This is a genomic window from Paraburkholderia sp. J69-1 (genome assembly GCF_905220255.1).
Taxonomy (GTDB): domain Bacteria; phylum Pseudomonadota; class Gammaproteobacteria; order Burkholderiales; family Burkholderiaceae; genus Paraburkholderia.
This window is the reverse complement of sequence record NZ_CAJMZG010000020.1, coordinates 74,083-95,483: the sequence shown is the minus strand read 5'-3', so window position 1 is coordinate 95,483 and position 21,401 is coordinate 74,083. Positions and strand designations below refer to the sequence as shown.

The window sequence follows — 21,401 nt, the reverse complement described above, 5'->3', positions numbered from 1 at the left end:
TTTTTAGCACTGGCTAACATCGGCATGGAACTTCGACATCTTCGCTATTTCGTCGCCGTGGCGGCCGAGCGCAACTTCACGCGCGCGGCCGAAAAGCTCGGTATCGGCCAGCCGCCGCTCAGTCAGCAGATCAAGAGTCTGGAGCACGAACTGGGCGTTACCCTGTTCGTGCGCACGCCGCAAGGCGCCGATCTCACGCGCGCGGGCGAGGCGTTTCTGATCGAAGCGCGCCGGGTGCTCGACGATGCCGCGCGCGCCGCGCAGGTCGCGCAACGGGCGGCGCGCGGCGAAGCGGGCCAGATCCGCATCGGCTTCACGGGGTCGGCGGCGTTCAATCCGCTCGTGCCGAATCTGATCCAGCGCTACAAGCAGCGCTTTCCGGCCGTCGACCTGACGCTTGACGAAGCCAACACGCCGCTATTGCTTCAGGGTCTCGCCGAAGACCGGCTCGACGCGGTGTTCTTCCGCCCCGGACGCCGCGAAACAGCTCAGGCCCAGGCGCAAGCGCTGCCCGGCATCGCCCTGCATCACTTCCCCGATGAAGCGATGAAGATCGCGCTGCCCGCGTCGCACCCGCTTGCCGCGCGCCGGCGCCTGCCGCTCACTGCGCTCGAACACGAACCCTTCGTGCTGGTGTCCGGCCCTGCGGGCGCCACGCTGCACGACGAGATCGTGCGCGCCTGCGCCGAAACCGGCTTCAGCCCGCGTCTCGCGCAGCCCGCGCCGCAGGTGTCGTCCGTCGTCAATCTGGTGGCGGCCGGTCTGGGCGTGTCGATCGTGCCCGCCGCCATCGCCCAGGTGCAGGTCAAGGGCGTGCGTTATCTCGATGTGACCGGCGTGCATATGCGCGCGCGCCTCGCGCTCGGCTGGCGCGAGCAGGACACCTCGGCCACGGTCCGGGAATTCGTCGCGCTGGCCTGAGCCGGGACTCGCAAAATCGCCCGATGCTATCCTTGGCGCCGTACCCGAACGCCGCGCGGCGGCACAACCACGAGGGACGGCGACACCATGCAGCGCAGCGCGAAGTGCTCGGCGGTCCACACGCGAAGCGGCCGCTTTTCCAGCATCGTCATGAAGCGGCCGCGTCTCGTGGTGACGCTCTGTTTTATCGGCGCGATGGCGCTGTTGAGCGCGGTCGGTCTGCGCCAGTTGTACAACATGACGCGCAACGATCTGCACAGCCGCCAGCGCGATCTCGAAGTGCGCGCCGTGGGCGTGGACGCGTTGATCGAAGCCGAACGCCGCCGCCTGATGTTCCTGCGCAATTACGCCGAGCATCAGCTTGCCGCCAGCACGCCGCCCTCGCCCGCCGAACAATCGGCCGTGATGCAGGCGCTGGCCGCCTCCACGCAGCCGGTCTGGCATGTGGCCGGTGCGCTCGACGGGCCCGGCGTCTACGGCACCAATGCGGCCGGTCTGGCCGGTCTCGAAGGCTTCCAGCGCGACCCCGCCACCTTGCCCGCCGATATCGCGCTCGCGCGCGCCATCAGCCCGCTCGTGCAGATCAGCCAGCATGCGGATACCGTGCAAAGCACCGTGGCCTTTATCTCGTCGAATGGCGTGTTCGTGATCGCGCCCGAGCATCAGGGCCGCAGCGTGCCCGACCTGCTGCGCCGCTTCAACACGATGAACTATTATCGCGGCCAGTTGCCCGAGCGCAATCCCGCGCGCGACGTGCTGTGGACGCCGGTGTATGCGGGCCTGCAAAAGGGCGAATCGATTTCGACGCTCAGCGCGCCGGTGTATGTGGACGGCAAGTTTCGCGGCGCAGTGGTGATGGATCTCACGCCTTCGCGTCTGCTCTCGCTGCAACTCGCCGCAGGCGGCGCGCCCGAAGACGGCGACGAAAATATCGAATTCGGCCTGCTCAACAGCAACGGCAACATCGTTTATTTCCGCAACGGCGCACTCACCGATCAGCGCCCTGCGGCCTTCAATCCCGAACTGCTGCAGATCGCCCAGCATTCGGTCGATCGATGGATGCGGCAAGGCTCCGGTTACGTCGAGCATCGCGGCACTTACGTCCTGTATCAGCGTGTCGGCCAGACGCACTGGATGCTGCTCGCGCCCACCGACAACAGCGAACTCACGCTCACCGCCGCGCGACGCGTGTTCAACAGCCCGGTCATTGCCGCGTGGATCGTGCTGATCCTGCTGCTGGTGGGCACGCTGCGCATCGTCACGAATATATTCGGCCATTACGTGGAAGCGAGCGAGCGGCTGGAAGCGCTCGCTCGCAGCGACCCGCTCACCGGTCTCGCCAACCGGCGGCGCTTCATGGAAGCCTTCGCGGAAAACCTCGACCGCGCCCAACGCGCCGAAGGCAAGGAAGGCGCAGAGAGCAAGCCTCCGCAGATGGCCGCGCTGATGCTCGACATCGACTTCTTCAAGCGCGTCAACGACAGTTTTGGTCACGCGGCCGGCGATCGCGTGCTGACGATCTTCGCGGAGATCCTCCAGGCGAATCTGCGCAGCGTGGACCTGCCTGCGCGCGTGGGCGGCGAGGAATTCGCAGCCTTGCTGCCCGACGCCGATCTCGCCACCGCCGCCGCCGTGGCCGAACGCGTGCGCCGCGCCGTCGAATCGCATGTGCGCGCCGACGCCCCACCAGACAGCGCCGATGCGATCGCCTTCACGGTGTCGATCGGCGTGGCCGCCAGCCCCGAAGATTGCGCCGCCGATTACGAAGCGCTCATGCAGGTCGCCGACCGGCGCCTCTATCGAGCGAAGGAAAGCGGGCGCAATCGTGTGGTGCACGCCGATCTGCAACTCCATTGAACGCGCGGCCTGACTCATTTCATGCGCAACGAATAAGGCGTTTAGCGACATAGCGGCGCAATGCGCACCGCTCGGACCGCAGCGCGCGAAAGGGGCTAACATCGGCTGGCCACTCACCCACGCGAACGCGCCTATCCGGCATGAAAAGCAGATTGTCCGTGCTGGTCACGTTCTGCCTCGTCGCGCTTACGGTGTGCGCGACGCTCGCGGCTGTCGCCGCTGCCACGGATGCAGTGATCGAGCAGCATCAGCGCGAGCAGGTGAACGAATACTCGCGGCGCGCCTTGATACGCGCCGAACTCGTGACCGCCGAAGCTGTTGCTTCCCTGCGCACGCTTTCCAGCTTCGACGACACGCCCTGCACGCCCGACCATCTGCAATCGATGCGGCGTGTCGAGGAGCAATACCGCTATATCCGCAATGTCGCGTGGACCGATGGCACGCGCATTCTCTGTTCGTCGTTGCGCGGCGGCATGGATAACGCGCTGCCGCCCGCGCAATGGCACTACCCGCACGACGTCAGCGCGTGGTCCACGGAAGCGGGCAAGCGCGGCAATGAACTGCCCATGCTCAATATCCGGCTCGGCAATCATATTGTCGTGGTCGACCCGCGCTTTTATCTGGACATCGTGCCGCTCGACGACACGATCGAACTCGCGCTGCTCGAATCCGTCGATGGTTCGGTTATCGCGCGCTGGCCGCGTGCCGACGAAGCGCTGTCGCGCGCCGCGCTGTTTCGCGATCCGGCCGCGCATTTCTTCGAGCAACGCTACTACGTGGTGAATCGTTCACAGCGCTACCCGATTTCGGTCGTCGCTTACGAGCCCGAAGATCGCGTGCGGCCGGACTTTCCCGCGCAGATCAGAACCTTTCTCGTGCCCGTGCTGATCGCCAGCGTGCTGGGCACGTGGCTCGTGCTGCGCTGGCGCCGCAAGCTGCGCACGCCGCGTCATGCGCTGCTCGAAGGCATACGCCGGCGCCAGTTCACGGCATGGTTCCAGCCGCTCGTCGATCTGCGCACGGGCCGCTGCATCGGTGCGGAAGCGCTGGTGCGCTGGCGTCTCGGCGACGGCACCCTGATCGCGCCCGACACCTTTATTCCCATGGCGGAATCGATCGGCCTGATCCAGCCAATCACCGACCTCGTGATCGAATCCGTGTTTGCAGGCGCAGGCAGCGTGCTCGCGCAGCGTCGCGACCTGCATATCTCGATCAACCTCACGCGCGACGATCTGGTTTCCTCGCGCGTGCTGAAGACGCTCGACGCGTGTTTCGCGAAATACGACGTGCTGGCGAGGCAAATCTGGTTCGAATGCATCGAGCGCGCGTTTATCGACGCCGAACAGATCGGGCCTGTTTTACAGCGCTATCGCGATGCGGGGCATCAGGTTTTTATCGACGATTTCGGCACCGGTTATTCGAGTCTCGCGTATCTGCAAACGCTGCCCGTGGACGGCATCAAGATCGATAAAGCCTTCGTCAAATCGCTGACTTCGGGTTCGGAAGTCAATGCGATCGTGCCGCACGTGATCAGCATCGCGCATGAGTTGAATCTGGCGATGGTGGCCGAAGGCGTGGAAATCGAAGCACAGGCCGCGTATCTGCGCGAGCATGGCGTGCAGTTCGCACAAGGCTGGCTTTATGCGAAGGCCATGCCTGCGGAGGAATTCGTGCGCTGGGTCGAAGAAAACGCTCTAGTGACAGCCTGAAAATCGATCCCGGTTTGCGCGCGAGGCTCAGCGGAAAACCAGAAAAAAACGTCGTAAAAAAAGCCGTGTTGTGTCTTAATGTGCCGACCCATGACAGCACGGAGAGCTTCAGATGGCGCACAAAGAACACAACTACGCGGTGACGGTGCGATGGACCGGCAATCGCGGCACGGGCACCTCGGGGTATCGCGACTATGACCGCGATCACACGATCGAAGCGGCCGGCAAGGCCGCTATCGCCGGATCGGCGGACCCCGCATTTCGTGGCGACGCCGCGCGCTGGAACCCGGAAGATCTGCTCGTGGCCTCGGCCAGCGCCTGTCACAAGCTCTGGTATCTGCATCTGTGCGCCGATGCGGGCATCGTCGTGCTCGCCTATGTGGACGACGCGCAGGGCACGATGATCGACAGCCCGCAGCGCGGCTGCTTCAAGGAAATCGTGCTGCGTCCGCGCGTGACGATCCGCGCGGGCGACAACCCGAGTCTCGCCGAACAGCTGCACCACGCGGCGCACGAGCAGTGCTATATCGCCAACTCGGTGAACTTCCCGATTCGCTGCGAGCCGGTGGTGGAGATCGCGAGCGAATGATCTCCCGCTGATCACAGGCGCGGGCGGGCACGTTCAGGCCGCCTGCGCGATATACGCTTCCAGGCCGCTGGCCAGCGCATCGAACACCGCCTTGCAGCGCTTGTTGCTACGCAGGTCTTCATGCATGGCGATCCACGTCGTCAGGCTCGCGGCGCAGTCATGCGGCAGCACGCGCTGCAGGCGCGCGTCGCGCCGCGCCAGCCCTACCTGGCAAATGCCGATACCGCAACCCGCGCGGATAAGCGCCAGTTGCGCGACATCGCTATCGGTGCGCAGCGCAAAACTCTCGCGCTTCCAGTACGGCAAGCTGCTCGACGCCGCGCGCACGAACGGCGTCACCGTGTCATAGCCGATCAGCGTGTGCCGCGCGAGATCGGCGAGCGTGTCGGGCGTGCCGTGATCGGCCAGATAGTCGTCGCGCGCGTGCATGCCGATCTCGATCTCGCCGATCCGCCGCGCGATCAGCATGTCCTGCTGCGGCTGCGTCATGCGCACGGCAATATCCACTTCGCGCTGAAGCAGGTCCTGCAGCCGGTTGCTCGGCACCAGTTCGACGACGATCTGCGGATGCGCGCGGCGCAAGGCGGCGAGGATCGGCGGCAGCACTTCCACGCTCACCACTTCGCTGGCCGACACACGCACGACGCCGCACATCGCATTGCCCTGCCCCGAAGCCGCGCGTTCAAGCGCCGCCGCCGTGCTGCGCATGGACTCGGCGTAACCGCGCAGCGTGCCTGCGGCCTCGGTCGGCAGAAAGCCGGCGGGAGAGCGCGTGAACAGCGACTGGCCGAACGCGGCTTCCAGCGACGCGATATGCCGCCCCGCCGTAGGTTGCGTGATGCCGAGCGCGCGCGCCGCGCCCGAGAGCGAGCCTTCCGTGAGTACCGCGAGGAAGGTCCGGTAGAGTTCCCAATTGAGGTTCGAAGCCATGCATAAATGTATAGCCGATAGCGCATCTTCGGCAATTTTTTATGATCTGCGAGACGCGCAGAATGCAGCCATCGACACTTCATTCAAGCGAGAACGATCATGGCGGCAAATCTCAGAGAACCGGCCCGCACGGCCCTCGTGCTGGGCGTGAGCGGCGGAATCGGCGGCGAAGTCGCGCGCCAGCTTGCCGGTGCGGGCTGGCGCGTGCGGGCCTTGCAGCGGCGCGCTGCCAGCCTGCCGGGCTTCGAGGTCGTGCAAGGCGATGTCATGGACCGCGAAGCCGTCCTGCGCGCCGCCCAGGGATGCGAGGTGATCGTGCATGCGGTGAATCCGCCGGGTTATCGACGCTGGGCCGATCTCGTGCTGCCGATGATCGACAACACGCTGGCCGCCGCACAGGCTGAGCGCGCCACCGTCGTGCTGCCGGGCACGGTCTACAACTTCGGCCCCGAGGCGCTGCCGCGGGTGGCCGAGGACGCGCCGCAGCAGCCGCGCACCCGCAAGGGCGCGATCCGCGTGGAACTGGAGCGGTGCATCGAGGCCGCCACCGCGCGGGACGTGCGCGCGATCGTGCTGCGGGCGGGCGACTTTTTCGGGCCGCGGGTAGGAAATAGCTGGCTCGCGCAGGGGTTTCTCAAGCCCGGCGCGCCGGTGGCGAGCGTGCGCGAGCCGGGCACGCCTGGCATCGGCCACGCCTGGGGCTATGTGCCGGACGTCGCGCGCGCCATGCTCGAACTGATCGCGCAGCGCGACGCGCTCGCGCCTTTCGCGCGCTTTCACATGGCCGGCCACTGGGACGCAGACGGCACGCAAATGGCCGCCGCCATTTGCCGCGTGGCCGCGCGCCACGGCCTGACGGTCAAGCGCGGCGCGTTTCCCTGGCCGCTGATCTACGTGGCAGCGCTCTTTTCGACCACGCCGCGCGAAATGCTGGAAATGCGCTATCTCTGGCGCGAGACGCTCGAACTCGACAACCGCCGCCTCGTCGCAACGCTCGGCCGCGAGCCGCACACACCGCTGGATAACGCTGTGGAAGCCACGCTGCAAGGCCTTGGCTGCCTGCCGGCCGCGTCGAATCCGATGGCCGCGGCACACTGAAAGCGCCTCGAAACGACTCCGTGGCGAGGGAAAAATGGCCGCAAAAAATGCCGCTCTCAGCGCGCAACCGGCCCCAATAACCCTCGCCAAAAACGCGACGAATGGCCCGCAGGCCCGGCTCGCGCTAAAATGCGCCCCGTTCCTGCATGCACCATGCGACTTACGGAGAAGTCTGATGATTATCGAACCGCGCGTCCGCGGCTTCATTTGCGTGACGGCCCATCCGGCAGGATGTGAAGCCAACGTCGCTCAGCAAATCGAATACGTTAAACAACACGGCCCCGTGGCCAACGGCCCGAAGCGCGTGCTCGTGCTCGGCGCCTCGACCGGCTACGGCCTCGCCGCCCGCATTTCGGCGGCCTTCGGCTCGGATGCAGCCACGCTCGGCGTCTGCTTCGAGCGCGCCGGCACCGACACCCGCCCGGCCACGGCCGGCTGGTACAACACGGCGGCCTTCGAGAAGTTCGCCACCCAGAAGGGCCTCTACGCGAAGTCCATCAACGGCGACGCGTTCTCGGACGTCATCAAGCAGGAAACCATCGAAGCGATCAAGCGCGATCTCGGCCAGGTCGACCTGGTGGTCTACAGCCTCGCCGCGCCGCGCCGCACGCACCCGGTCACGGGCACCGTGCACAACTCGACACTCAAGCCGGTCGGCAAGCAGCTGCGCATGCGCGGCATCGACACCGACAAGGAAGTGATCAAGGAAACCGTCCTCGAAGCGGCCACCCAGGAAGAGCTCGACGGCACCGTGGCGGTGATGGGCGGTGAAGACTGGCAGATGTGGATCGACGCGCTGGCTGCAGCCGGCGTGCTCGCCGATGGCGCGAAGACCACGGCGTTCACGTATCTGGGCGCCGAAGTCACGCACGACATCTACTGGAACGGCTCGATCGGCCAGGCCAAGAAGGATCTGGACCAGAAGGTGCTGGGCATTCGCGCGAAGCTCGCAGCCACCGGCGGCGACGCCCGCGTGGCCGTGCTCAAGGCCGTAGTAACGCAGGCCAGCTCGGCGATTCCCATCATGCCGCTCTACCTCTCGCTGCTGTTCCGCGCGATGAAGGCCAACGGCACGCACGAAGGCTGCATCGAGCAGGTCTACGGTCTGTACAAGGACTCGCTCTACAGCACGACGCCGATCCTCGACGACGAAGGCCGTCTGCGCGCCGACTACAAGGAACTCGATCCGGCCATCCAGGAGCAGGTCAAGGCCTGGTGGAACGAAGTCGCCGATGACAACATCTACGCGATGACCGATTTCGCCGGCTACAAGGCGGAATTCCTGCGCCTGTTCGGCTTCGGCATCGAAGGCGTGGACTACACGGCCGACGTCAATCCGAACGTCGCGATTCCGGGCATCATCGAGAAGTAAAGCAGTCCATCCGTGTGCGCGCAGCGGGCTTTCGCCCGTTGCGCGCACAACGACATCACGCCGGTCAATGCGAGTGCTTCGGCACCTCCGCGCCTCGGCAACCCACCAGAAAATCGAAGTCGCAGCCTTCGTCGGCTTGCAGCACGTGTTCGACGTAGAGCTTGCGATAACCGCTGCCGTCCGCCGCCAGCGGCTGTTGCTGCGCGCGCCACGTGTCCAGACGCGTGTGAATTTCCGCATCGTCGATATCCACGCGCAGCGTGCCGGTTTCGCAATCCAGCTCGATCCAGTCGCCGTCGCGCACGATGGCAAGCGGCCCGCCCGCGCGCGCCTCGGGCGCGACGTGCAGCACCACCGTGCCGTAAGCCGTGCCGCTCATGCGCGCGTCCGACACGCGCACCATGTCGGTCACGCCCTGCGCGAGCAGCTTGGGCGGCAGGCCCATATTGCCGACTTCGGCCATGCCCGGATAACCCTTCGGGCCGCAGTTTTTCATCACGAGCACCGAATCCGCCGTCACGTTCAGATCGGGATCGACGATGCGCTTTTTGTAGTCCTCGAAATGCTCGAACACCACGGCTCGGCCGCGATGCTTGAGCAATTTCGGCGTGGCCGCAGACGGTTTGAGCACCGCGCCGTTGGGCGCGAGATTGCCGCGCAACACGCACAGGCCGCCATCCTGCACGAGCGGATTGCCGATCGGGCGGATGACTTCGTCGTTATAGTTCGGCGCTTCGCGCACGTTCTCCCAAAGCGTTCGGCCATTGGCCGTGAGCGCATTGGGATGCGGCAGCAGATTCGCTTCGCCGAGCCTGCGCAACACGGCGGGCAGACCGCCCGCGTAATAGAACTCTTCCATCAGGAAGCGGCCGGAAGGCTGCAGATCGACCAGCGTGGGCGTGCCGCGCCCGATGCGGGTCCAGTCGTCCAGTTCCAGCGGCACGCCAATGCGCCCGGCGATCGCCTTCAAATGAATCGCCGCGTTGGTGGAGCCGCCTATCGCCGCATTCGCGCGTATCGCATTCTCGAACGCCTCGCGCGTGAGCAGTTTCGAAAGCCGCACATCCTCTAGCGCCATTTCGACGATTCGCATTCCTGACATTTGTGCGAGCACATAACGCCGCGCATCTACCGCTGGAATCGCTGCGTTATGCGGCAACGTCACGCCTAATGCTTCTGCCATGCAGGCCATCGTCGAAGCCGTGCCCATGGTGTTGCAGGTGCCCGCCGAACGCGACATGCCCGCTTCCGCCGACATGAAATCGTGAATCGAAATCTTGCCCGCCTTCACCTGCTCGCTCAATTGCCACACGACCGTGCCCGAGCCGATGTCGCGCCCTTCGTGCTTGCCGTTGAGCATCGGTCCGCCGCTCACCACGATCGCGGGCACATCGCAACTGGCCGCGCCCATCAGCAAGGCCGGCGTAGTCTTGTCGCAGCCCACCAGCAGCACCACCGCATCGACGGGATTGCCGCGGATCGATTCCTCCACGTCCATCGAGGCGAGATTGCGTGTGAACATCGCCGTGGGCCGCAGATTCGATTCGCCGTTCGAAAACACCGGAAACTCGACCGGAAAACCACCCGCCTCGTACACGCCGCGCTTCACGTGTTCCGCGAGCTTGCGAAAGTGCGCATTGCAGGGCGTGAGTTCCGACCACGTATTGCAGATGCCAATAATGGGCTTGCCGGCGAACTCGTGATCGGGAATGCCTTGGTTCTTCATCCAGCTGCGATACATGAAACCGTTCTTGTCCGCCGTGCCGAACCACTCGGCCGAGCGGAGCCTGGGCTTACGGATGTTCATGGCTTTGCCCACTTTGTGAGAAAGACCCATAAATAGCATGACTATATGAGTCGCAATGATCGGGAAAACGCTAATAAAAACGGCCTTAACTGTTGCATATAGTTTGGCTATTCAGAAATCCGAATCAAAAAAGCAGCACCGCAATGCAGCAATTGCAAGGCAGCGGTCCGAGGGCGACCGAGGGCCCGGGATGGCGCGATCGACTCGTGCTTCTGTCCGGCCGTGGTGGACGCGAGCGATGCGCCGTGAATTAAAAAACGATAGAGCGACATCGGAGACACGCATGAAACTGGCAACTCGCATGGTGAGCGGGTTCGTCGCGGCAGCGGCGGCTTTCTCTCTGGCGGCGGGCGTCGCGCACGCCGAAGACAAGCAGATTACGCTGGGTTTTGCCCAGGTGGGCGCGGAAAGCGCCTGGCGCACCGCCAACACGGTGTCGGTCAAGGCCGCCGCCAAGGACGCAGGCATCAACCTCAAGTTCTCGGACGCGCAACAAAAGCAGGAAAACCAGATCAAGGCGATCCGCTCGTATATCGCGCAGAAGGTCGATGTGATTGCGTTCTCGCCGGTGGTGGAATCGGGTTGGGAACCGGTGCTGCAGGAAGCCAAACGCGCGAAGATTCCCGTGATCCTCACCGACCGCAACATCGACGTGAAGGATCAATCGCTCTACGTCACGATGATCGGTTCGGACTTCATGGAAGAAGGCCGCCGCGCGGGCAAATGGCTCGAAGAGCACTACAAGAGCACTCCCGGCCCGATCAATATCGTCGAGCTGCAGGGCACGGTCGGTTCCGCTCCGGCCAACGATCGCCATGCCGGTCTGATCGAAGTCATCAAGAACGATCCGAAGTTCAAGATCATCGCTTCGCAAAGCGGCGACTTCACGCTCGCAGGCGGCAAGCAGGTGATGGAAGCCTTCGCCAAGTCCTACGGCAACAAGATCAACGTGGTCTACGCGCATAACGACGACATGGCGCTGGGCGCGATCCAGGCGATGGAAGAAGCAGGCATGAAGCCGGGCAAGGACGTGAGCGTGGTCTCGTTCGACGCCACCAAGGGCGGCTTCGAAGCGATGATCGCCGGCAAGATGAACGTGGACGTGGAATGCAGCCCGCTGCTCGGGCCGCAACTGATGACGGCCGTGAAGGACGTGGTCGCCGGCAAGCAATTGCCCAAGCGCATCGTCACGAACGAAACCGTGTTCCCGATGGATGTTGCGGCGCAAACGCTGCCCTCGCGCAAGTATTGATCGAGGTTGGGAAGGCAAGGGGCGCGCGTCACGGTCTATCCAGCGTGACGCGCGCTACGCATTGATTGGCAGTTCGTTCTTTTTCGGCTCCTGCTTATGAGCGCAACGCCGCTACTCGAAACCGTTGGCCTGTCGCGAACCTTCCCCGGCGTGCGTGCGCTCGACCGGGTCGATTTTCGTCTGTTCCCCGGCGAGGTTCACACGCTGATGGGCCAGAACGGCGCGGGCAAATCCACGCTGATCAACGTGCTCACGGGCGTGCACGAACCGGAAGCCGGCGAGATCCGCCTTGCAGGCCACGCGGTGCGTTTTTCGACGCCGCAGGAAGCCGAAGCCGCGGGCATCCAGACGCTCTATCAGGAAGTCAATCTCTGCCCGAATCTCTCGGTGGCGGAGAATATTTTCGCCGGGCGGCAGCCGCGCAAACGCGGCCTGATCGACTGGAAAACGATTCACCGGCGCGCCGCCGAAGCGCTCGCGCAACTCAATCTTTCGCTCGACGTGACGCAGTCGCTCGACACCTATCCGATTGCGATGCAGCAGATGGTGGCGATCGCGCGCGCGGTGTCGGTCGACGCGCGCATCCTGATTCTCGACGAACCCACTTCCAGCCTCGACGAAGGCGAAGTCACGCGGCTTTTCGACGTGCTGCGCAAGCTCAAAGCGTCGGGTATCGCGATTCTGTTCGTCACGCATTTTCTGGAGCAGACCTACGCAATCTCCGACCGCATCACCGTCATGCGTAACGGCGAGCGCGAAGGCGAATATCTTGCCGCCGATCTGCCGGTGCAAACGCTGGTCGCGAAGATGGTCGGGCTCGAGGATGCCGGCGCGCGGCTCGCGCAGGCGGAAGCGCCGCGCCACGACGAAGCCGCCGCGCCAGGCGGCCAGCCCTACCTCGCAGCACAAGGCGTCGCGCGGCGCGGCGTGCTCAATCCGCTCGATCTCGAAGTGCAGCCGGGGCAGATTCTGGGCCTCGCCGGCTTGCTCGGTTCAGGGCGCACGGAAACCGCACGCCTGATTTTCGGCGCCGATAAAGCCGACGCGGGCGCGGTCCATATCAACGGCAAGCCCGTGAAGCTGTCCTCGCCGCGCGACGCCGTGCGGCATGGCATGGCCTACTGCCCGGAAGATCGCAAGAAGGAAGGCATCGTCGCCGATCTGTCGATCCGCGAAAACATCGTGCTGGCGCTGCAGGCGCGGCGTGGCTGGTGGCGCATGATCGGCCGCGCGCGCCAGCGCGAACTCGCCGATCAATACATCGCGCAACTTGGCATCAAGGCGCGCGATGCGGAGCAACCCATCGGCCTGCTCTCGGGCGGCAATCAGCAGAAGGTGCTGCTGGCGCGCTGGCTCGCCACCGAACCGCGTCTGCTTATCCTCGACGAACCCACGCGCGGCATCGACGTCGCCGCCAAGTTCGAAATCATGGACCGCGTGCGCGCGCTCTGCGCGAAGGGGCTGGGCATTCTGTTCATCTCATCCGAAATCAGCGAAGTGGTGCGCGTGAGCGATCGTATCGCCGTGCTGCGCGATCGCCGCAAGGTGGCCGAACTCGCGGGCGCGCAGCGCTCGGAACACGAGGTCTACGACCTCATCGCCGGAGACCGCCGATGAACACGCGTCCGAAGTCGGGGCTGCCTGCGGGCCTGCCCTCGTGGCTCGCGCTGCTGCTGCGGCATCCGCTCGTATGGCCTGCGCTCACGCTGGTGGCGCTATTCGCCGTGGATGTCGCGCATCGTGCGAACTTTCTGTCGATCACGATTCTCGGCGGCCATCTGTTCGGCGCGCCCGTCGATATCCTCATGCGCGCCGCACCGCTGGTGGTGGTGTCGCTCGGCATGACGCTCGTGATCGCCACGCGCGGCATCGATATTTCGGTGGGCGCGGTCGTCGCCATCGCGGGCGCGGCAGCCGCCACCGTGCTCGCCGACGATCCCACCAACGTCGCCATGGCCTTTGGCGCGGCGCTGGCCGTGGGCCTCGCCGCGGGCCTCTGGAACGGCCTGCTGGTGGCCTTTGTCGGCATGCAGCCGATTATCGCCACGCTGATCCTGATGGTGGCCGGGCGCGGCGTCGCGCAACTGCTCACCGGCGGGCAGATCATCCCGATCGGCGCAAAGGGCTATCTCTATGCGGGCGGCGGTTATCTCGCGCTGGTGCCCTGCGCGGTGTGGATCGCGATTGCCGTAACGGTACTGACCGTGCTGATCGTCAATCGCACGGCGCTGGGGCTTTTTATCCGCTCGATCGGCGTGAATCCGGTGGCCGCGCGGCTTGCGGGCTTGTCTTCGCAGGCGGTGGTGTTCGGCGCGTATGCGTTCTGCGGTTTGACGGCCTCGATTGCGGGCATTCTCATCAGCTCGAACGTGCGTAGCGCCGACGGCAACAATGCCGGTCTGCTGCTCGAACTCGACGCGATTCTCGCCGTGACGCTGGGTGGCACTTCGCTCTCGGGCGGGCGCTTCAGTCTCGCGGGCACGGTGCTAGGCGCGCTAATCATCCAGACGCTGACCTACACGACGTATTCGATCGGCGTGCCGCCCGAAGCCACGCTCGTGGTCAAGGCCGTGGTCGTGCTGGTCGTGAGCGTGATCCAGTCGCCCGCCGCGCGCGCTTTCCTGGCCGCGCAGTTGCGACGCCTCGCATCGGGTCGCCGGGCGCGCGCATGAACGCCCGTCATTCAAGGACACTTCGGGGATTTGCTGCATGAACCGTCCATCGCCTTCCGCTTCTTCTACCGCCGCTTCCACGAACGCTGCCGCGTGGCGGCGCGGGATCGCGCGTTTTGTCGATCCGCGTGTATTGCCTATCGTCGTGACCGTGCTGCTGTTCGTCGCGCTGTTTGGCTTCGGTTCGGTCATGTACAAAGGCTTTTTCTCGCTGCAGGTCTTGTTTGGACTGCTGGTCGATAATGCGTTTCTACTGATCGTCGCCATCGGCATGACGTTTGTGATCATTTCGGGCGGCATCGATCTTTCCGTGGGCGCAGTGGTTGCGCTCACAACCATACTCTGCGCCATAGGCACCGAAAAACTGCACTGGCCCGTGGCCGTGGTCGTGCCGCTCGTGCTGCTGCTCGGTGCGCTCTATGGCGCGGCCATGGGCGCGCTGATCCACTTCTTCCGCCTGCAGCCCTTCATCATCACGCTCGCAGGCATGTTCCTCGCGCGCGGCGCCTGCTTCCTCATCACCACCGAATCCATCCAGATCAACGACGCCGGTTTTCACGCGCTCTCCGAATTCAACATTCCGATGGGCAGCGGCTCGCTCACGACCGGCTCGCTGACTGCGCTGGCGATGCTCGCGGGCGGCATCGTAATCGCGCATTTCACGCGCTTCGGCCGCAATGTCTATGCGATCGGCGGGAACGAGCGCTCCGCGCTGCTGATGGGCCTGCCGGTGGCGCGCACCAAGATCGGCGTGTATGCGCTGTCGGGTTTCTGCTCGGCGCTCGGTGGCGTGGTGTTCACGCTTTACGTGCTCTCGGGCTACGGCCTGCAGGCGCAAGGCATGGAGCTCGACGCCATCGCCGCGACGGTGATCGGTGGCACGCTGCTCACGGGCGGGGTGGGCTATGTGATCGGTTCGGTATTCGGCGTGGGCATTCTCGGCACGATCCAGACGCTCATCACCTTCGACGGCACGCTCAGTTCGTGGTGGACGCGCATCGTTATCGGCGCCCTGCTCTGCGCGTTCTGTCTGCTGCAGCGCGCCACCGAACGTCACGCGGCGCGGCGTAAATCGACGGGCGGCGGCAAGGGCGCGCAACGCGCGCGCCGAACGCTCACGCAGCCCGACGCGCCGCTCGAACCGATGAAGCAGGCGCGCTTCGCCTCACCGCCGCGCACCCAATAGTCCGACTAGTTAGGGGTATACATGGATTAGGCGGCTCAACAGCCCTGCACTAAGATTTTTGCGGTACGGCACGGCGCATGGCAACGTTATCGACGTCACAGCACGCACCGAATCACGCACCCACGCTCGCGCACTTCCGGTGCCGCCCCAGCATCTGCACGTTTATCGACGCAACGTCGAACGCAAAGTCGATTCGATCGACCCACGACAACGAGAGCCGGAGGAAGACATGGCGCAGCAACGGGATGACGACAACCATCCGCAGGAATCCACGCAAGACACCCGCAACACGGGCCTGAACGCCACGCGGCGCGGCCTGATGCAAGGCGCAGGGCTAGGCGCTGCGCTGTCGCTGATGGGCGCGCTGGGCGGCGGCGCGGGCGGCATGATTTCGCAGGCGCAGGCCGCCGAAATGGCCTTCCCTTCGCACAAGAAGTGGAAGATCGTGTTCGTCAATCACGTGACCACGAATCCCTTCTTCGTGCCGACGCAGTACGGTATTCAGGATGCCTGCTCGATGTTCGGCATGGACTATCAGTGGACCGGTTCGGCCACCTCCGATGCAGGCGAAATGGTGCGCGCGGTCAACTCCGCGATCGCCGCCAAGGCCGACGCCATCGCCGTGCCGATCGTCGATCCGGGCGCTTTCGACAAACCGATTCAGGCCGCGCTCGACGCCGGCATTCCGGTGTTCGCCTATAACGCCGACGCGCCGCGCGGCAAGAGCAATCCGCGCCTCGCCTATATCGGCCAGGATCTGTATCTCTCGGGCTATCAGATGGGCGAACGCATCGTCAGTCTGATCGATAGCGGCATGGTGGCGCTTTTCATCGCCACGCCTGGGCAGCTCAACATCCAGCCGCGTCTCGATGGCGCAAGCGACGCGATCAAGAAGTCCGGCAAGAAGATCGATATCCAGACCGTCGCCACGGGCGCAACGGTCAACGAAGAACTTTCGAAGATCAAGTCGTTCTATCTGGGCCACCAGGATCTCAAGGGTATGTTCGCGGTGGACGCGGGCAGCACGCAGGGCGTCGCGCAGGTGATGAAGGAATCGAATCTGCCTTCGAAGGGCGTGCACGGCGGCGGCTTCGATCTGCTGCCCACCACCATCCAGTTGATTCACGAGGGCTTCCTCGACTTCACCATCGACCAGCAGCCCTATGTGCAGGGCTTCTATACGGTGATGGAAGCGTTCGTGTTCCTCGCTTCGAGCGGCCTTGTTGGGCCGGCCAATATCAACACGGGTCTGAAGTTCGTGACGAAGTCGACGGTCGAGCCGTATCTGAACACCTCGACGCGTTATGAAGGCAAGACCACCAAGCCGCAAATCGTGCCGATGAGCGGCGCAATCAAGTCGTGATGGATACGGTGAACGAACCTGGCAATGTCGAAGCCCGCGCGCCCCGGCGCGCGGGTGTTCCGTGGACCTCGCACTGGGCGGCCGAGCTGCGCATCCTGCTCGTGGCTGTGTTGCTGGCCGCTTACTTCGAGTTCGCGAATCACGATTTCCTGCTCACCAACGCGAGCCTCGTCAATCTCTCGCAGTTCATCGCGCCGGTGGCGATCATCGCGTTCGGCGAAATCATGCTGATGATCGGCGGCGATATCGATCTGTCGGCGGGCATGGTGTTCGCCTTTGCTCCGTTCATGATGGTGTTCGCCAACGATGCGGGCGCACCGATGTGGCTCTCCGTGATTGCCGGTCTGGTGGCGGCGGCGATCATCGGCTTCGTGAATGGCGCGGTGACCGTGTGGCTGCGCCTGCCCTCTTTCGTCACCACGCTCGGCACGCTGTTTCTGATCAACGGCATCACGCTGACGGTTTCGCGCGGCACGCCGGCATCCACGCCGGGTTCGCCGGAGTTTTCGGCCTTCATGGGCGCGTGGGGTTATAGCGAGATTCTCTGGACCGTTGCGCTGGCCGTGATCATGCACACCTTGCTGCGCCATACGCGCTGGGGCCTGCATACGCAGGCGGCGGGCGCGAACCCGGTGGGCGCGAGCGAGGCCGGTATTCATGTGAACCGGCTACGGCTGGGCAACTTCGTGATCGCGGCGGTGCTCGCAGGCCTGACCGGCATACTCGAAGGCTTTCGCATCACCTCGATCGATCCGCAGGCGGGCGGCAACCAGATCATGTTTCTGGCCGTGGCCGCTGCGGTGATCGGCGGCACGCCGCTCACGGGCGGCTCGGGCACGATCGTGGGCGGGTTGATCGGCGCGGCGGTGCTCGGCATTCTGAACGACGGCTTCACGCTGATCGGCATCAACGCCTTTACCTTCAACATCATTCTGGGCGCCGCGATTCTCGCCGCGATGGTCTTCAATATTCACGTCGGCCGCATTCGCCGCAAGGGAGGCCGCTGATGGACGAATCGCAGGCTTTCCACGCGCCCGCGAATGGTGGCGCGCTCGAACCGCTCGCCCTGCGCGGCGACAAGATCGTCAAGCGCTTCGGCGCGGTGACGGCGCTCGACGGCGTCTCGCTCACGCTCGGCAGGGGCGAAATTCTGGGCATTCTCGGCGATAACGGCGCGGGCAAATCCACGCTCGTGAAAATCCTCACGGGCTTTCATCAGCAGACCGACGGCGAACTGTATATCGACGGTCAGCAAACCCTGCTGCGTTCCGTCGATCACGCGCGCTCGCTGGGTATCGAATGCGTCTATCAGGATCTCGCGCTCGCGAATTCGCTGTCGATCTATCACAACATGTTCCTGAACCGCGAGATCGTGCGGCGCGGTCCGTTCCGGCTGCTCGATCACAAGCAGATGCGCGAGCGCGCGGCGCAGTGTCTCGACGATATCGGCGTGCATGTGCCGTCGGTCGATCTGCCGGTGGAACGGCTATCCGGCGGCCAGCGTCAGGCGATTGCGGTGGCGCGCGCCGTGCACTCGAACGCGAAGATCCTGCTGCTCGACGAACCGCTCGCGGCAATGGGCGCGCGCGAGGCCGGGCTCATCATCGACCTGCTCATGCGTCTGAAGGAAAAGGGTGGGCTATCCATTATCATGATCATGCACAACTATGCGCAGACGCTCGATATTGCGGATCGCATCATGTTGATGCAGCGGGGCCGCGTCACGTATGAACAAAAGAGCGCGCTTACTTCGGTGGCGGAGCTGATGGAGATCGTGCGGCGGGAATACCGGGCGATGCGCGCCACCAGCGCGTGATCGTCGTCAACAGGGGGCATGCCTGACCGGCGCGCCCGGTCGGATCATCTATGGATTACCGCAATCTAGAGAAACGCAAGAGCATGCACGCTCGCATCGTGCAAGAGCTCGGCATGCAGATCGTGGGCGGCTCGCTGCGCCCGGGACAGCGTCTGCCTCCCGAACCGACATTGTGCGAAACATATGGCGTAAGCCGCCCCGTGCTGCGCGAAGCGACCCGCGTGCTGGTCGCCAAGGGCCTCGTGGTGTCCAAGCCGCGCGTGGGCAGCGTGGTGCGCCCGCGCGAAGAATGGCACATGCTCGACCCCGACGTGCTGTTCTGGACCGTCAACAGCCTGCCCGAAGGCGAATTCTTCCGCTCGCTCATGACGGTGCGCCAGATCATCGAACCGGCCGCCGCCGCGCTCGCCGCGATTTCCGCCACCGATGAAGACCGCGCCCGCATCGCCACCGCCTACGCGCGCATGGAAGAGGCGAAAACCGCCAGCGACCTGCTCGAGCCCGACCTCGAATTCCACCGCGCGATCATGGCGGCCACGCATAACGACATGCTCGCGTATATCGGCAATATGCTCTCGCTGGCGCTGACCGAATCGATCAAGCTCACGAGCCGGCATCCGAATACCCATGCGCTTTCGCTGCCGCGCCACAAGGCAATCCTCACGGCGATCGAGCATCGCGATGCACTCGCGGCGCGTCAGGCCAGTGTCGTGCAGCTCGACAACGCGCGCGCCGATGCGACTTCGATACTGGGCGGCGCCGCGCTGGAGACGTAATCAGGCGTTTTCGCAGATCTGCACGTAATGCTGCACGAGTTCTTCCTTGATGCGCGCGCTTGAGCGCATCGGCGATTTCCTGACGGCCAGGGGCTGCGGTAGCGCGCGTACATCGCGCGCACACATGCGTACTTCTGCAGCCGGCAATACACGGTAAGCAGATGCAGCGATTCGTTCGACGCGAAGGTGCGCAGATCGATATCGCGCATGATCGCCATCATTTCGCTGTCGTCCACGTGACGCCACATGTAATAGACGGCGTGGAAGCCAAAGCTCGGCCGCGCGCCCGGCGAAGCCTCGTAGGAAAACTGCGCCGCCCCGTCCTGCGGCGCGTAGCGCATGCCGTATTCCGCTTCCAGCACGGGGCGCCATCGCTGGCAGATGGCTTCGTCTTCGACCGTATCGGGCGCGACCACGAAGCGCTCGTCGGCAAATGCTTTCAGCAGGCGCGCCGATCGCAGCGAAAAGCCGCCATTGCCCATGTCCTAGCCCGGCGGACTATGCGGCCAGTGCGCGCCGATATAGTCGTACTCGAAAAACCGCTCGCTCCAGCGCGACGCGTCCAGCACATAGCCATCCCATTGCGCGACTAGCACCCAGGGCGTGGCGATGTGCTGGACGAGTGCCTTGAGCATGAACGCCGAATACGCCTCGCGCGAGCGCAGCGGGTCGATTCTGACGATGCGCGCGCGTGGCCACGTCCTGATGCATGAACAGCATGGCGTCGCCGAAAGTGCAACGCGACATCGAGATATCGAGGGCGAGCGCCGGGTTGATCGTATCGGCCGCGCAGAGCGTGACCTCGGGTAGGGCCAAGGGCCGGCTGTCGTGCATGGGTGGAGTCCGGGGAGTGTCGAGCGCGAGGCCAATCCCCGCAGTGGCGCAAGATGGTATGCCCGCGCCGCCGTCTCGAAACGCCACGCTCCTCGGCCATCGGCATCAAATGTTGCCGATACTTGCCGCATATCAAATCCAGCACCCGTCCGCGCTGCGCAGGACGGGTGGAATACTTCTTATTGCGATTCCTCAGACTGCGCGCTTGCTACGTCGGAACTGGTCGAACAGCACCGCGAGCAACAGAATGCCGCCGCGAATCAGATACTGATAGAACGTCGGCACGTTCATGAGGCTCATGGCGTCCTGCACCGAGCCCATGATCAGCACGCCCACCAGCACGCCCGAGATCGTCGCCACGCCGCCCGTGAGCGAGACGCCGCCCAGCACGCAGGCCGAGATCACGCCCAGTTCCAGGCCCACCGAAGTCTTCGGGTCGCCCAAGCTCATGCGCGAAGCCAGCATCACACCCGCGAAGCCTGTCACCAGCCCTTGCAGCACGAACACCGTGATCTTGATGCGCGTGACCGGCAGACCGGCGAGACGCGCGGCCTCGCCATTGCCGCCCACGGCCAGCACGTTCTTGCCGAACACGGTTTTCTTGAGCAGGAAGCCGAACAGCACGAAGCCGATGATGTTGCTCCAGATCGGAAACGAAATGCCGAGGAACGAACCGCCGCCCAGGTCGAAGAAGCGCTCTTCCGAGATCATCACCGCGTCGCCGTTCGAGGTAAGGAAGGCGAGACCGCGCACCGCTTCCATCATCGCGAGCGTGGCGATCAGCGAATTGATCTTGAAGCGCGCGATCAGCACGCCGTTGACGAGCCCGACCGCGCCGCCCGCGAGAATGCCCGCCGCGATGCCCAGCATCACGCTATGCGACTGCGTGATCACCGTCGAAGCGACCACGCCCGAAAACGCGACGATCGACGCCACGGACAGATCGACCTCGCCCAGCGCGAGCACGAACATCATGGTCACGGAGATCGAGCCGATCAGCGTGACGGACAGCAGAAGACCCTGAATATTGCGGCTCGTGAGGAAATCCGGCACCGTCGCGGAAAGTATCGCGAACAGCGCCACGAACACCACCGCGATGCCCGATTTGTTGATCATGTCCCACGCGCGCGCACGCGAAGGCGTGATCGGCGCGGCGGCTTCGTTGACGGTAGACGTGCCTTGTGGCTGCATGGCTTGACTCATCTCAATGTGTGTTTCG

At 64.4% G+C, this 21,401-nt stretch carries 20 protein-coding genes; 15 read left to right on the top strand and 5 right to left on the bottom strand.

The features are described 5' to 3' along the window. Positions 1-24 precede the first annotated feature (24 nt). From U5A67_RS30090 to U5A67_RS30075, 4 genes are all read left to right on the top strand, one after another. Entirely contained in the window at positions 25-921 is an 897-nt protein-coding gene (locus U5A67_RS30090; protein WP_321817182.1) for a LysR family transcriptional regulator, read from the top strand. A gap of 87 nt (positions 922-1,008) precedes the next feature. Continuing rightward, positions 1,009-2,778 carry a diguanylate cyclase gene (locus U5A67_RS30085; RefSeq protein ID WP_321817181.1) on the top strand — a complete coding sequence of 590 codons (1,770 nt, stop codon included), beginning with the start codon at positions 1,009-1,011 and terminating at the stop codon, positions 2,776-2,778. A 140-nt stretch (positions 2,779-2,918) separates the two neighbouring features. After that, positions 2,919-4,487, top strand: a complete 1,569-nt coding sequence (locus U5A67_RS30080) for an EAL domain-containing protein (RefSeq protein ID WP_321817180.1) — start codon at positions 2,919-2,921, stop codon at positions 4,485-4,487. A gap of 112 nt (positions 4,488-4,599) precedes the next feature. After that, positions 4,600-5,076 (top strand): OsmC family protein, encoded by a 477-nt coding sequence (locus U5A67_RS30075; protein ID WP_321817179.1) that lies wholly within the window; start codon positions 4,600-4,602, stop codon positions 5,074-5,076. Positions 5,077-5,109: 33 nt separating this feature from the next. Here U5A67_RS30075 and U5A67_RS30070 read toward each other — a convergent pair whose 3' ends face one another. After that, on the bottom strand, positions 5,110-6,006 hold the full coding sequence (locus U5A67_RS30070; protein WP_321817178.1) for a LysR family transcriptional regulator: 897 nt from the start codon (positions 6,004-6,006) through the stop codon (positions 5,110-5,112). A 99-nt stretch (positions 6,007-6,105) separates the two neighbouring features. Between U5A67_RS30070 and U5A67_RS30065 the strand changes: the two genes are divergently transcribed. Together U5A67_RS30065 and fabV are read left to right on the top strand one after the other, a co-directional pair. Then, entirely contained in the window at positions 6,106-7,104 is a 999-nt protein-coding gene (locus tag U5A67_RS30065) for an NAD-dependent epimerase/dehydratase family protein (protein ID WP_321817177.1), read from the top strand. Positions 7,105-7,279: 175 nt separating this feature from the next. Beyond that, positions 7,280-8,476, top strand: a complete 1,197-nt coding sequence (fabV, locus tag U5A67_RS30060) for an enoyl-ACP reductase FabV (RefSeq protein WP_321817176.1) — start codon at positions 7,280-7,282, stop codon at positions 8,474-8,476. Positions 8,477-8,540: 64 nt separating this feature from the next. Here fabV and U5A67_RS30055 read toward each other — a convergent pair whose 3' ends face one another. Continuing rightward, the gene (locus tag U5A67_RS30055) at positions 8,541-10,283 is read right to left on the bottom strand and encodes an IlvD/Edd family dehydratase (protein WP_321817175.1); all 1,743 of its coding nucleotides are present in this window, start codon (positions 10,281-10,283) and stop codon (positions 8,541-8,543) included. 301 nt (positions 10,284-10,584) lie between these two features. On the opposite strand from U5A67_RS30055, the gene U5A67_RS30050 reads away from it, so the two are divergent. From U5A67_RS30050 to U5A67_RS30015, 8 genes are all read left to right on the top strand, one after another. After that, a complete protein-coding gene (locus tag U5A67_RS30050; protein ID WP_415767965.1) occupies positions 10,585-11,535 on the top strand; it encodes an ABC transporter substrate-binding protein in 951 nt (316 codons plus the stop codon). A gap of 96 nt (positions 11,536-11,631) precedes the next feature. Next, positions 11,632-13,152 carry a sugar ABC transporter ATP-binding protein gene (locus U5A67_RS30045; RefSeq protein WP_321817173.1) on the top strand — a complete coding sequence of 507 codons (1,521 nt, stop codon included), beginning with the start codon at positions 11,632-11,634 and terminating at the stop codon, positions 13,150-13,152. Then, positions 13,149-14,207: an ABC transporter permease gene (locus tag U5A67_RS30040; protein ID WP_205986126.1), complete on the top strand. Its 1,059-nt coding sequence runs from the start codon at positions 13,149-13,151 to the stop codon at positions 14,205-14,207. The genes U5A67_RS30045 and U5A67_RS30040 overlap by 4 nt, the downstream gene beginning before the upstream one ends. 37 nt (positions 14,208-14,244) lie before the next feature. Beyond that, on the top strand, positions 14,245-15,393 hold the full coding sequence (yjfF, locus tag U5A67_RS30035; RefSeq protein WP_321817172.1) for a galactofuranose ABC transporter, permease protein YjfF: 1,149 nt from the start codon (positions 14,245-14,247) through the stop codon (positions 15,391-15,393). 229 nt (positions 15,394-15,622) lie between these two features. After that, entirely contained in the window at positions 15,623-16,756 is a 1,134-nt protein-coding gene (locus tag U5A67_RS30030) for a sugar ABC transporter substrate-binding protein (RefSeq protein WP_415767963.1), read from the top strand. After that, positions 16,756-17,763: an ABC transporter permease gene (locus U5A67_RS30025; RefSeq protein ID WP_321817171.1), complete on the top strand. Its 1,008-nt coding sequence runs from the start codon at positions 16,756-16,758 to the stop codon at positions 17,761-17,763. Before U5A67_RS30030 ends, U5A67_RS30025 begins: the two co-directional genes overlap by 1 nt. Further along, positions 17,763-18,572, top strand: coding sequence for an ATP-binding cassette domain-containing protein (locus U5A67_RS30020; protein ID WP_321817170.1), 810 nt, complete (start codon positions 17,763-17,765; stop codon positions 18,570-18,572). The genes U5A67_RS30025 and U5A67_RS30020 overlap by 1 nt, the downstream gene beginning before the upstream one ends. A gap of 50 nt (positions 18,573-18,622) precedes the next feature. After that, a complete protein-coding gene (locus tag U5A67_RS30015; RefSeq protein ID WP_205986122.1) occupies positions 18,623-19,348 on the top strand; it encodes a FadR/GntR family transcriptional regulator in 726 nt (241 codons plus the stop codon). Here U5A67_RS30015 and U5A67_RS30010 read toward each other — a convergent pair. Both U5A67_RS30010 and U5A67_RS30005 read right to left on the bottom strand, forming a co-directional pair. Beyond that, on the bottom strand, positions 19,270-19,830 hold the full coding sequence (locus U5A67_RS30010) for a hypothetical protein (protein WP_321817169.1): 561 nt from the start codon (positions 19,828-19,830) through the stop codon (positions 19,270-19,272). The genes U5A67_RS30015 and U5A67_RS30010 overlap by 79 nt on opposite strands. Before the next feature lie 3 nt (positions 19,831-19,833). After that, positions 19,834-19,983 (bottom strand): DUF5672 family protein, encoded by a 150-nt coding sequence (locus tag U5A67_RS30005; protein WP_321817168.1) that lies wholly within the window; start codon positions 19,981-19,983, stop codon positions 19,834-19,836. On the opposite strand from U5A67_RS30005, the gene U5A67_RS30000 reads away from it, so the two are divergent. After that, complete coding sequence (locus U5A67_RS30000) at positions 19,982-20,158, top strand: hypothetical protein (protein WP_321817167.1); 177 nt, start codon at positions 19,982-19,984, stop codon at positions 20,156-20,158. The genes U5A67_RS30005 and U5A67_RS30000 overlap by 2 nt on opposite strands. A 216-nt stretch (positions 20,159-20,374) precedes the next feature. Here U5A67_RS30000 and araH read toward each other — a convergent pair whose 3' ends face one another. Then, positions 20,375-21,385 carry an L-arabinose ABC transporter permease AraH gene (gene araH / locus U5A67_RS29995; protein WP_321817166.1) on the bottom strand — a complete coding sequence of 337 codons (1,011 nt, stop codon included), beginning with the start codon at positions 21,383-21,385 and terminating at the stop codon, positions 20,375-20,377. Between the last annotated feature and the right edge of the window lie 16 nt (positions 21,386-21,401).

Coding starts and splice junctions, on each gene's coding strand:
- U5A67_RS30045 (WP_321817173.1), top strand. CDS start 11,632: ATGAGCGCAACGCCGCTACTCGAAACCGTTGGCCTGTCGCGAACCTTC.
- U5A67_RS30040 (WP_205986126.1), top strand. CDS start 13,149: ATGAACACGCGTCCGAAGTCGGGGCTGCCTGCGGGCCTGCCCTCGTGG.
- araH (WP_321817166.1), bottom strand. CDS start 21,385: ATGAGTCAAGCCATGCAGCCACAAGGCACGTCTACCGTCAACGAAGCC.
- U5A67_RS30020 (WP_321817170.1), top strand. CDS start 17,763: ATGGACGAATCGCAGGCTTTCCACGCGCCCGCGAATGGTGGCGCGCTC.
- U5A67_RS30090 (WP_321817182.1), top strand. CDS start 25: ATGGAACTTCGACATCTTCGCTATTTCGTCGCCGTGGCGGCCGAGCGC.
- U5A67_RS30030 (WP_415767963.1), top strand. CDS start 15,623: ATGGCGCAGCAACGGGATGACGACAACCATCCGCAGGAATCCACGCAA.
- U5A67_RS30075 (WP_321817179.1), top strand. CDS start 4,600: ATGGCGCACAAAGAACACAACTACGCGGTGACGGTGCGATGGACCGGC.
- U5A67_RS30070 (WP_321817178.1), bottom strand. CDS start 6,006: ATGGCTTCGAACCTCAATTGGGAACTCTACCGGACCTTCCTCGCGGTA.
- U5A67_RS30080 (WP_321817180.1), top strand. CDS start 2,919: ATGAAAAGCAGATTGTCCGTGCTGGTCACGTTCTGCCTCGTCGCGCTT.
- yjfF (WP_321817172.1), top strand. CDS start 14,245: ATGAACCGTCCATCGCCTTCCGCTTCTTCTACCGCCGCTTCCACGAAC.
- U5A67_RS30005 (WP_321817168.1), bottom strand. CDS start 19,983: ATGCTCAAGGCACTCGTCCAGCACATCGCCACGCCCTGGGTGCTAGTC.
- U5A67_RS30050 (WP_415767965.1), top strand. CDS start 10,585: ATGGTGAGCGGGTTCGTCGCGGCAGCGGCGGCTTTCTCTCTGGCGGCG.
- U5A67_RS30015 (WP_205986122.1), top strand. CDS start 18,623: ATGGATTACCGCAATCTAGAGAAACGCAAGAGCATGCACGCTCGCATC.
- fabV (WP_321817176.1), top strand. CDS start 7,280: ATGATTATCGAACCGCGCGTCCGCGGCTTCATTTGCGTGACGGCCCAT.
- U5A67_RS30000 (WP_321817167.1), top strand. CDS start 19,982: ATGAACGCCGAATACGCCTCGCGCGAGCGCAGCGGGTCGATTCTGACG.
- U5A67_RS30010 (WP_321817169.1), bottom strand. CDS start 19,830: ATGGGCAATGGCGGCTTTTCGCTGCGATCGGCGCGCCTGCTGAAAGCA.
- U5A67_RS30025 (WP_321817171.1), top strand. CDS start 16,756: ATGGATACGGTGAACGAACCTGGCAATGTCGAAGCCCGCGCGCCCCGG.
- U5A67_RS30085 (WP_321817181.1), top strand. CDS start 1,009: ATGCAGCGCAGCGCGAAGTGCTCGGCGGTCCACACGCGAAGCGGCCGC.
- U5A67_RS30055 (WP_321817175.1), bottom strand. CDS start 10,283: ATGAACATCCGTAAGCCCAGGCTCCGCTCGGCCGAGTGGTTCGGCACG.
- U5A67_RS30065 (WP_321817177.1), top strand. CDS start 6,106: ATGGCGGCAAATCTCAGAGAACCGGCCCGCACGGCCCTCGTGCTGGGC.